The organism is Pantoea sp. R102, from assembly GCF_004916815.1.
GTDB classification, from domain to species: Bacteria; Pseudomonadota; Gammaproteobacteria; order Enterobacterales; family Enterobacteriaceae; genus Pantoea; species Pantoea dispersa.
On record NZ_SDFT01000077.1, the window covers coordinates 24,558 to 35,403 of the forward strand.

The following is a 10,846-nucleotide window of genomic DNA, read 5'->3' on the forward strand; positions in this document are numbered from 1 at the left end:
GAAGAGTTCCTGAAAAGGGGTGTTGCTGTGCAGTATAGTGAGGCGCGGATATTAGCGGAAATGGAAAGAATTAATCGGTCATTAGCGTAGCTGATAAAACAAGGGCACCCGCCGGTGCCCAGATAACTTACTCGCTGCGCGCAGGCTGCTGCGCCTCGCTCTGCACCTGATGCAGGTGCACGTCCATCTGCGGATAAGGAATACCGATACCGTGCGCATCCAGCGTGCGCTTGAAGTTCTTCATCAGATCCCAGTAGACGTTCTGCAGATCACCGCTTTTGCTCCAGCAGCGCACCACAAAGTTCAGCGACGAGGCCGCCAGTTCGTTCAGGCCAATCTGGATACCCATATCTTTCAGCACGCGCTCGTCCGCTTCCACCACGTCACGCAGCAGTGCGATCACCTGATCGACATCCGCATCGTAGGCGACGCCAATAATGAACTCGTTGCGACGCATCGGCTCGCGCGAGAAGTTGACGATGTTGCCGGCGATGATTTTGCCGTTTGGCACCACCACAATTTTGCCGTCAGCGGTTTTCAGCGTGGTCGAGAAGATCTGTACATTCTGTACGGTCCCCATTACGCCACCGAGATCGACGAACTCACCGGTGCGGAATGGACGGAAGGTCACCAGCAGTACGCCTGCCGCCAGGTTGGAGAGCGATCCCTGCAGTGCCAGACCGACGGCCAGACCGGCAGCACCGAGCACGGCAATCACCGAGGCGGTCTGCACACCGACGCGGCCCAGCGCGGCAATAATCGTGAAGGCAATGATACCGTAGCGCACCAGCGCCGAGAGGAAATCAGCCACGGTGGCATCAATATGACGCGCGACCAGCAGGCGATTGACGCCGTTCGATACCACGCGCGCGATAATCATCCCGACAATAATGATGGCGATAGCCGCCACGATGTTCACCGCATAGCTGAGGATCAGCGCCTGGTTGCGCACCAGCCAGCCACCTGCATTGTTAATGCCGTCAACGACGTTAAGATCTTCCATTTGTTAGCCCTGTTGTTGAGTTTCCCGCAGGAAAGTACAAAAACTGCCAGATTCAATCCGACACTCCCGAGTACAAGGGTAAACAATAATGGGGCGAAGCGCCAAAAATGTGCTGTATAAACCGGGATTTCCAGACGGGACGCATAAAAAAAGGCCCTTTCGGGCCTTTTTTGTACGGTAAGCAAAAATTACAGTACGTCGACAGCGTTCAGCTCTTTGAAAGCCTGCTCTAAGCGCACAACCATGGAAGATTGTGCCGCACGCAGCCAGACGCGTGGGTCGTAGTATTTTTTGTTCGGGCTGTCAGCACCGTTCGGGTTACCAAGCTGACCCTGCAGGTACGCTTCGTTGGTTTTGTAGTACTGCAGGATGCCGTCCCAGGTTGCCCACTGGGTATCGGTATCGATGTTCATCTTGATCACGCCGTAGCTGATAGACTCTTCGATTTCTGCAGCAGAAGAACCGGAACCGCCGTGGAACACGAAGTCCAGCGCGTTGTGCGGCAGGCCGTGTTTCTCTGAAACGTATTTCTGCGAATCACGCAGAATGGTTGGGGTCAGTTTCACGTTGCCTGGCTTGTACACGCCGTGCACGTTACCGAAGGACGCAGCGATGGTGAAACGCGGGCTGATTTTGCTCAGCTCGGTGTAAGCGTAATCTACGTCTTCTGGCTGAGTGTACAGTGCAGAAGCGTCCATGTGGCTGTTGTCCACGCCATCTTCTTCACCACCGGTGCAGCCCAGTTCGATTTCCAGCGTCATATCCAGTTTCGCCATGCGCGCCAGATATTTAGAAGAAATCTCGATGTTCTCTTCCAGTGACTCTTCAGACAGGTCGATCATGTGTGAAGAGAACAGAGGTTTACCGGTTTTCTTGAAGTGCTCTTCGCCAGCATCCAGCAGGCCGTCGATCCACGGCAGCAGTTTCTTCGCACAGTGGTCGGTGTGCAGGATTACTGGCACGCCGTACTGTTCAGCCATCAGATGCACATGGTGAGCACCAGCGATTGCGCCGAAAATCGCAGCGCCCTGTGGTTTGTCGGTTTTGAAACCTTTACCGGCGATGAAGGCAGCACCACCGTTGGAGAACTGAACGATGACCGGCGCTTTAACTTTAGCCGCAGCTTCCAGTACCGCGTTGATGGAATCCGTGCCGACGCAGTTAACGGCTGGCAGAGCGAATTTGTTTTCTTTCGCTACTTTGAAGATTTTCTGAACGTCATCACCAGTGACAACGCCGGGTTTTACGAAATCAAAAATTTTAGACATGGTTGTGTCCTGTTTCGTTTATCGTCCACTCCCCAATGGGAATGCGATCTGTTCGCCCACAGCGGGCAAGCCTTCAGACAGCGCCGAAGCGCTGCCCCCAAAAATTACTGCTTCGCGCGCTCTTCCAGCATGGCTACTGCCGGCAGTTTTTTGCCTTCCACGAACTCGAGGAACGCACCGCCACCGGTAGAGATGTAGGAGATTTTGTCCTCGATACCGAACAGGTCGATAGCCGCCAGGGTATCACCGCCGCCGGCAACAGAGAACGCGTCGCTGTCTGCGATAGCGTTGGCAACGATTTCGGTGCCCTTACGGAAGTTCGGGAACTCAAATACGCCAACCGGACCGTTCCACAGAATGGTTTTTGCGTCTTTCAGCAGTTTCGCCATGTTCTGTGCGGTTTCGTCACCGAAGTCCATAATTTCTTCGTTATCTGCTACTTCGGAAACCTTTTTCACTGTTGCCGGGGCAGTTTCGGAGAATTCCGTGCCGACGCGTGAATCGGTAGGTACCGGAATGCCGTACTGGTCGCGCAGGCCTTTAGCGGCCTCAACGAAGTCTGGCTCGTACAGCGATTTGCCGACGTTGTTGTCGATCGCCACGAAGGTGTTAGCGATACCGCCACCGACAATCACGGTGTCAGCGATTTTCACCAGCGACTGCAGCACGTCGAATTTGGTCGACACTTTAGAACCACCCACCACGGCGACCAGCGGACGCTGTGGATTGCTCATCACTTTGCCCAGCGCTTCCAGTTCGGCAGACAGCAGCGGACCGGCACAGGCGATAGGAGCGAATTTGCCCACGCCGTGAGTAGACGCCTGCGCGCGGTGCGCGGTGCCGAATGCATCCATGACGAACACATCACACAGCGCGGCATATTTCTTCGACAGGGTTTCGTCGTCTTTTTTCTCGCCTTTGTTGAAGCGAACGTTTTCCAGCACCACCAGTTCACCCGCGCCCACTTCAACGCCGTCGAGGTAGTCTTTCGCCAGGGTCACGTTAGTGCCGTTCAGTTTTTCTTTCAGGTAGTTAACAACCGGCAGGAGGGAGAACTCTTCGTTGTATTCACCTTCGGTCGGGCGACCCAGGTGAGAGGTAACCATCACTTTCGCGCCCTGTTTCAACGCCGCTTCGATGGTAGGCAGAGAAGCACGAATACGTGCATCTGACGTCACTTTCCCTTCTTTCACTGGTACGTTGAGATCGGCACGGATCAGAACGCGTTTACCAGCAAGATCCAGATCGGTCATCTTAATTACAGACATGGTGAACCCTCTCGTTGATTCTCATAAGTTTTGCCAGACGCAGTCCGCGTCTTACCTGAAACCGCTTGCGGCCATTGCTAACGTGGTGTCGATCATGCGGTTAGCAAAGCCCCATTCGTTGTCACACCAGACCAGGGTTTTGATCAGGTGGTGACCGCTGACCCGCGTTTGCGTGCCGTCCACTATGGCACTGTGCGGATCGTGGTTAAAATCTACTGAGACTAACGGTAATTCCGTATAGTCAACTATACCACGAAATGCCCCCTCTGACGCGTTTTGCAGCAACGCGTTGACCTCACACGCCTTCACCGCCTGGCGCACCGAAACGCTCAGATCAATGGCGGTCACGTTGATCGTCGGCACGCGCACCGCGATAGCCTCGAAGCGATCGTTAAATTTCGGAAAAATACGGGTAATGCCAGCGGCAAGACGCGTATCGACCGGAATGATCGACTGACTGGCGGCACGGGTACGGCGCAGGTCGCTGTGGTACGCGTCAATCACCTGCTGATCGTGCATCGCCGAGTGAATGGTGGTTACGGTGCCCGACTCAATGCCAAAGGCGTCATCCAGCAGCTTGATCACCGGAATAATGCAGTTGGTGGTGCAGGATGCGTTGGAGACAATGCGGTCAGTTTGTTTAAGAGCCTGTTCGTTAACGCCGAACACTACGGTGGCATCCAAATCGTTGCCGCCGGGATGCGAGAACAACACTTTCTTCGCGCCAGCCTGCAGATGCGCTTCACCATCGTTGCGGCTGCCGTACACGCCGGTGCAGTCCAGCACGATATCGACATTCAGCTCGCGCCACGGCAGCGCGGCAATCTCAGCCTGATGCAGGATACGGATGGTATCTTCGCCAACCCACAGCTGATCGCGCTCCTGGCGTACCTCAAAGGCAAAGCGGCCGTGGCTGGTGTCGTACTTAAGCAGATGCGCCATGCCAGCCGCTTCCGCCAGTTCGTTAATCGCCACTACGGTGATTTCCGCCCGGCGACCGGTTTCATACAGCGCACGCAACACGTTGCGCCCGATACGACCAAAACCATTTATTGCGATACGAATGGTCATCTCACTTCCTGCAGCCACACCTGAAAAAACGTGCCAAATACCTTGAGCGTTTCGCTGCGTTTTGTACAGGGAATTCTTGCCCGGTTACGGTTGCTGACGGAGAGCACACGGCTGCAACTGAAACGGTTCAGCGAGAATAAAGCATGGAAGGAATAACAGGAATGATTGCGATCAACTGTGCTGCTGATTATTGGATCTGCGTCACAAATTCAGGCAATGATAATTATTACTGCAGGAATAATTGAACCGTTTCAGGTTCAGGCGATAACAGGACCGCCGATCTGCACATCGGTGTCGCGGCACAATTTATTGCGCGTGGTAAAGCATGAGGATAGCAGCAGAAATGCGCGATGAATCGCGCCGCTACAATGCGCAGCGGCGCGACGCATTACGCGAAATTACAGAATCGATTTCGCGGTTTTCACCACGTTGGCCACGGTGAAGCCGAACTCTTCGAACAGCTTCTCAGCTGGCGCTGACTCACCGAAGGTGGTCATGCCAACGATGGCACCGTGCAGGCCGGTGTATTTGAACCAGTAATCCGCAATACCGGCTTCGATAGCAACGCGTGCGCCAACTGCTTTCGGCAGCACAGACTCACGATAAGCCGCATCCTGCTTATCAAACGCATCGGTAGACGGCATGGACACCACGCGCACCTTACGACCTTCCGCGCTCAGCTGCTCGTAAGCGCCGACCGCCAGCTCAACTTCAGAACCGGTCGCAATCAGAATCAGCTCCGGCGTGCCGTCGCAATCTTTCAGCACGTAACCACCGCGCGCCACGTTAGCCAGCTGCTCAGCGCTACGATCCTGCTGCGCCAGGTTCTGACGCGAGAAGATCAGGGCTGATGGGCCGTCAACGCGCTCGATAGCGTATTTCCATGCCACCGCAGACTCTACCTGGTCACACGGACGCCACAGGCTCATGTTCGGGGTGGTGCGCAGGCTGGCCATCTGCTCAACCGGCTGGTGCGTCGGGCCATCTTCACCCAGACCGATAGAGTCGTGGGTATAAACCATCACCTGACGGATTTTCATCAGCGCCGCCATACGTGCCGCGTTACGCGCGTACTCGACGAACATCAGGAAGGTTGCGGTGTACGGCAGGAAGCCACCGTGCAGTGCGATACCGTTGGCGATGGCAGTCATACCAAACTCACGCACGCCGTAATGAATGTAGTTACCTGCGGCATCTTCATTGATCGGCTTCGAGCCGGACCACATGGTCAGGTTGCTTGGCGCCAGGTCAGCCGAGCCGCCCAGATATTCCGGCAGCAGCTTACCGAAAGCTTCGATGGCATTCTGCGATGCTTTACGGCTGGCGATCTTCGCCGGATTAGCCTGCAGCTGCTCGATGAACTTCTGCGATTCCGCCTGCCAGTTAGCGGGCAGCTCGTTGTTCACGCGGCGTTTGAACTCTGTGGCCAGTTCCGGATGCGCAGCGGCGTAAGCAGCAAACTTCTCGTCCCAGGCTTTCTCTTTCGCCTGGCCGGCTTCTTTGGCATCCCACTGTGCGTAGATATCAGAAGGAATTTCAAATGGCGCGTAGTTCCAGCCCAGCTGTTTACGGGTCAGCGCGATTTCGTCGTCACCCAGCGGGGCACCGTGCGAATCGTGCGTACCGGCTTTGTTCGGGGAACCGAAACCGATGATGGTTTTGCACATCAGCAGCGATGGCTTGTCGGTGACCGCTTTGGCTTCTTCTACCGCTTTTTTGATCGCGTCGGCGTCGTGACCGTCTACGCCACGCACCACGTGCCAGCCGTAGGCTTCGAAGCGTTTGGCGGTGTCGTCGGTGAACCAGCCATCCACGTGACCGTCGATAGAGATGCCGTTGTCGTCATAGAACGCCACCAGCTTGCCGAGCTTCAGGGTACCGGCGATGGAGCACACTTCGTGTGAGATGCCTTCCATCATGCAGCCGTCGCCCATGAACACGTAAGTGTGATGGTCTACGATGTCATGGCCCGGACGGTTGAACTGCGCCGCCAGCGTGCGCTCAGCAATGGCGAAGCCCACGGCGTTCGCGATGCCCTGACCCAGTGGGCCGGTGGTGGTTTCCACGCCTGCGGTGTAACCGTATTCCGGGTGACCTGGGGTTTTAGAGTGCAGCTGACGGAAGTTCTGCAGCTCGCTCATCGGCAGGTCATAGCCGGTGAGGTGCAGCAGGCTGTAAATCAGCATCGAGCCGTGGCCGTTGGACAGCACGAAACGGTCGCGATCTGCCCACAGCGGGTTAGTTGGATTGTGGTTCAGGAAATCACGCCACAGCACTTCAGCGATATCGGCCATGCCCATTGGGGCACCCGGATGTCCCGATTTCGCTTTCTGTACTGCATCCATACTTAACGCGCGAATGGCGTTGGCAAGCTCTTTACGAGAGGGCATCTTCTACTCCAGGTCGGATTAATGCTCCGCCACGCTTAACTGATTGTAATTAATGAGTTATAAGGCGAAGCGAGAAAAAAGTCGCACATCAATGTACATGAAAATCGGGGCAAAAGTACATGTATCAGGATGCTAAATCTGCGGTTCAGGGTTGCATTTCGGGGCCTGTCTGCTAGCCAATCCGCCCCTGGCACGCTATAACCAATGCGTTTAAACACCTGCGTGGTTTTTCAGGTGTTTGTTTTCTCTACTTGTTACTCAAAGGATGCTGATATGAAAATCCGCGCCATGGTTGTCGCGCTGGGAATGGTTTCGCTGCTGAGCGGCTGCGAAGGAATGGATAACAACGCACTGTTGCAGTCTGGCGCGCAGGCGTTTCAGGCTTACTCGCTGAATGATGCCCAGGTTAAAGAGCTGAGCGATCAGTCATGTGCCCAGATGGATAAAGAGAACCAGCTGGCGCCGGCCAACAGCAGCTATCAGCAGCGGCTGAACAAAATCGCCGCCGCGCTGGGCGATAACATCAACGGCGTACCGGCCAACTACAAGGTGTATCTGACCAAAGACGTCAACGCCTGGGCGATGGCGAATGGCTGTATCCGCGTTTATAGCGGTCTGATGGATATGATGAGCGACAACGAAGTGGAAGGCGTGCTCGGCCACGAAATGGGCCACGTCGCGCTCGGCCATACGCGCAAAGCGATGCAGGTGGCTTTCGCGACCACGGCGGCACGCAATGCTGCGGCGTCGGTGGGCGGCGTGATTGGTTCGCTATCGCAGTCACAACTGGGCGAGATGGGCGAGAAACTGGTTAACGCGCAGTTCTCACAGACCCAGGAGTCGCAGGCGGATGACTATTCGTACGATCTGCTGAAGAAGCGCGGCATTAATCCGCTTGGTCTGGCGACCAGCTTCGAGAAGCTGGCGAAGCTGGATCAGGGCCGCCAGAGCTCAATGTTTGACTCGCATCCGGATTCTGAGTGGCGCGCGCAGCATATTCGCGACCGCATCGCGGCGGATGGGAAGTAGTCGCCGGTCTTCCCCTCACCCCAGCCCTCTCCCGCTCGCGGGAGAGGGAGCAGTCCGTGCTGTTCTCACCGCTCGCTCGATCGGTTCCCTCTCCTGGGGGAGAGGGAGCGGTCCGTGCTGTTCTCACCGCCGGCTCGATCGGCTCCCTCTCCTGAGGGAGTGGGAGCAGTCCGTGCTGTTCTCACCGCCCGCTCGATCGGTTCCCTCTCCTGGGGGAGAGGGTCAGGGTGAGGGCAGCCGTCCGCACCGCTGCTTAACCTTTATTCGCGGCCTGCACGTGCAGCATATCCAGCGCCAGCGTCGCAGCAGCCAGTGAGGTCAGGTCGGCGTGATCGTAGCCCGGTGCCACTTCCACCAGATCCATCCCCACAATGTTCATACCCTGCAGGCCGCGAATCAGCTTGGTGGCTTTATCGCTGGTCAGGCCGCCAATCACGGGCGTACCGGTGCCTGGCGCATGGGCCGGATCGAGGCAGTCGATATCAAACGTCAGGTACACCGGCAAATCGCCCACGGTGCGCTTCACTTCGGCCAGAATGTCATCCACGCTGCGGTCATTAACCTGCGCGGCGTCCAGCACGTTGAAGCCCAGGCTCTTATCGAACTCGGTACGGATACCAATCTGCACCGAATGCTGCGGATCGATCAGCCCTTCCTGCGGCGCAGTGTAGAACATGGTGCCGTGGTCAAAAGTCGGGCCGTTGGAGTAGGTATCGGTATGCGCATCGAAGTGCACCAGCGCCATCTTGCCGAAGTGTTTGGCGTGCGCGCGCAGCAGCGGCAGTGTGACATAGTGATCACCGCCAAAAGTCAGCATGCGCTTGCCGTTCGCCAGCAGCTTTTCCGCGTGCGCCTGCAGCTTGTCGGACAGATCCTGTGAATCGCCGAAGGCGTACACCAGATCGCCGCAGTCCACCACGTTGAGGCGCTGACGCAGATCGAAATCCCACGGCCAGCGGCAGCCTTCCCACGCCAGGTTAGTAGAGATCTGACGGATCGCACCCGGCCCTAAACGGCTGCCCGGCCGGCCTGACGTTGCGGCATCAAACGGCACACCGGTAATCACCCACTCGGCGTCGCTGTCGTAAGGCTGGAAGTTCAGCGGAAAGCGCATGAAACCGAAGGCGTTAGAAACCAGGGAGTTGTCGTACTGATTGCCCAGCGTGTTGTACATAACGAGTCCTCTTAAATCCTTAAATCGGTTAGCCAGTTAAGGTATAGATGAAAAAAATCCCCTCCGCGTCGTTAGGCCCGACGAGGAAGGGATTGATGGGCGTGATTATCGCCGAGATTGCCGCGCATCGCAATTAGCGCTCGCGCATCGCCTCTTTGGCCTTGTTAAACGGTTTGACCAGATAATCCATGATGCTCTTCTCGCCGGTTTTGATATCCACGGTGGACACCATGCCCGGACTGATGGCAAAACGCCGGCCAGCCTTGTTCTGCACATAGTCGTTATCAGTACGAATAAATACGCGATAGTAGTAAATCTCCGGTTTGACTTCGTCCTGGATGGTATCCGGCGAAATGCTTTCCACCACGCCGTTCAGGCCGCCGTAGATGGCGTAATCGTAAGCGGAGATTTTTACCACCGCGCGCTGGCCGGGATGGATAAAAGCAATATCGCGCGGCGACAGGCGTGCTTCAATCAGCAGCCGATCGTTCATCGGTACGATGTTCATCAACTCACCGTTGGGCGGAATCACCCCGCCCACCGTCGAGACTTTGATGTTTTTCACGATGCCGCGCATCGGCGCGCGGATGGTCAGACGCGTTACGGTATCTTCGCGTCCTTTAATCACCTGCGCCAGGCTGTCGGCTTCGGCGCTGGCCTTCGCCAGCTCTTCGCGCGCCTGCACATAATACTGCGAGCGCATATCGGTAAGTTTCAGCTCGAGGTCGGACTTATCGCGCTGTAAGCGCAGCACTTCCACGCTGCTGGCGGCACCGGTTTTCGCCAGCCGCTGGGTGATCGCCAGTTCGCGATTAGCCAGCGCCAGCGACTCCTTAAACTGCCGGGTTGCATCATTAAGCTGGGCGCGTTTGGTGTTATACAGCCGGGTTTCCGCCGCGATAAGATCCGGGTAGCCCTTCAGCTCGGCGGGAAACGTGAGCGGATCATCGTTTACTTCCGCACGCAGGCGCGAGGCCGCTGCCAGTGCGGCCCGGTAGCGCGCCGCGCTCTCGCCGACGCTGGACTGCGAGCGTGTGGCATCCAGTTTCGCCACGATCTGCCCGGCCTGCACGCGATCGCCCTCATGCACATACAGTTCCGTGAGAATGCCGCCCTCCAGCGACTGCAGCACCTGCTCGCGCGAACTGGGGATCACCTTCCCGGTGCCGGTTGAGACCTCATCCAGCATGCCAAACCACGCCCACACCAGCGCCACCACGATCAGCGCGGTGCTGATGACGATCAGCCGCACTGCGCCGGTGTAGTGGCTTTCCGATTTCAGTTCACCGAGCAGATCGTCGGACGAATCCACTTCTGCGGCGGTCACCAGCCGCAGTTTTGCCGGCAATTGTTTCATCATGGCTGTCCCTCCCCCGCCGCTCCGCTGGCGCGCGGTGCCGGCAGCGCGTTCTCTTTCGGGCTGTCCATTACCAGCTGCCCCTCTTTCAGCACCAGTATGCGATCCACCAGCGACAGAATCGCCGCGCGGTGCGTCGCCACGATCAGCGTGCGGCCATTCAGCCAGGCGCCCAGCCGCTCAATAAAATCCTTCTCGGTATGATCGTCGAGCGAAGCGGTCGGCTCATCCAGCAACACGATATTAGGATCGCGCAGCAGCATGCGCGCCAGCAGCAGCGACTGGC

General features: G+C 57.0%; 8 protein-coding genes and 1 pseudogene. 1 reads left to right on the top strand and 8 read right to left on the bottom strand.

Annotated features, from left to right (window positions below):
• Positions 1 to 127 precede the first annotated feature (127 nt).
• The 5 genes from mscS to tkt all read right to left on the bottom strand — a co-directional run bounded on the left by mscS (position 128) and on the right by tkt (position 7,000).
• On the bottom strand, positions 128 to 1,003 hold the full coding sequence (mscS, locus tag ERD80_RS09615; protein ID WP_136546699.1) for a small-conductance mechanosensitive channel MscS: 876 nt from the start codon (positions 1,001 to 1,003) through the stop codon (positions 128 to 130).
• A gap of 188 nt (positions 1,004 to 1,191) precedes the next feature.
• Positions 1,192 to 2,271 (bottom strand): class II fructose-bisphosphate aldolase, encoded by a 1,080-nt coding sequence (fbaA, locus tag ERD80_RS09620; RefSeq protein WP_058757103.1) that lies wholly within the window; start codon positions 2,269 to 2,271, stop codon positions 1,192 to 1,194.
• A gap of 104 nt (positions 2,272 to 2,375) precedes the next feature.
• Positions 2,376 to 3,539, bottom strand: coding sequence for a phosphoglycerate kinase (gene pgk / locus ERD80_RS09625; RefSeq protein ID WP_021506648.1), 1,164 nt, complete (start codon positions 3,537 to 3,539; stop codon positions 2,376 to 2,378).
• Positions 3,540 to 3,590: 51 nt separating this feature from the next.
• On the bottom strand, positions 3,591 to 4,610 hold the full coding sequence (gene epd, locus ERD80_RS09630; RefSeq protein WP_136546701.1) for an erythrose-4-phosphate dehydrogenase: 1,020 nt from the start codon (positions 4,608 to 4,610) through the stop codon (positions 3,591 to 3,593).
• Positions 4,611 to 5,008: 398 nt separating this feature from the next.
• On the bottom strand, positions 5,009 to 7,000 hold the full coding sequence (gene tkt / locus ERD80_RS09635; protein WP_058771542.1) for a transketolase: 1,992 nt from the start codon (positions 6,998 to 7,000) through the stop codon (positions 5,009 to 5,011).
• Between the two features lie 273 nt (positions 7,001 to 7,273).
• Between tkt and ERD80_RS09640 the strand changes: the two genes are divergently transcribed.
• Complete coding sequence (locus ERD80_RS09640) at positions 7,274 to 8,029, top strand: M48 family metallopeptidase (protein WP_136546703.1); 756 nt, start codon at positions 7,274 to 7,276, stop codon at positions 8,027 to 8,029.
• A 253-nt stretch (positions 8,030 to 8,282) separates the two neighbouring features.
• Here the strand turns inward: ERD80_RS09640 and speB are convergent, their stop codons facing one another.
• From speB to ERD80_RS09655, 3 genes and pseudogenes are all read right to left on the bottom strand, one after another.
• Positions 8,283 to 9,203 (bottom strand): agmatinase, encoded by a 921-nt coding sequence (speB, locus tag ERD80_RS09645; protein ID WP_021506644.1) that lies wholly within the window; start codon positions 9,201 to 9,203, stop codon positions 8,283 to 8,285.
• 133 nt (positions 9,204 to 9,336) lie between these two features.
• Entirely contained in the window at positions 9,337 to 10,563 is a 1,227-nt protein-coding gene (locus tag ERD80_RS09650; protein WP_021506643.1) for an HlyD family type I secretion periplasmic adaptor subunit, read from the bottom strand.
• Positions 10,560 to 10,846, bottom strand: a pseudogene (locus ERD80_RS09655) (type I secretion system permease/ATPase); the annotation flags it as partial. The pseudogene ERD80_RS09655 and the gene ERD80_RS09650, both read right to left, overlap by 4 nt.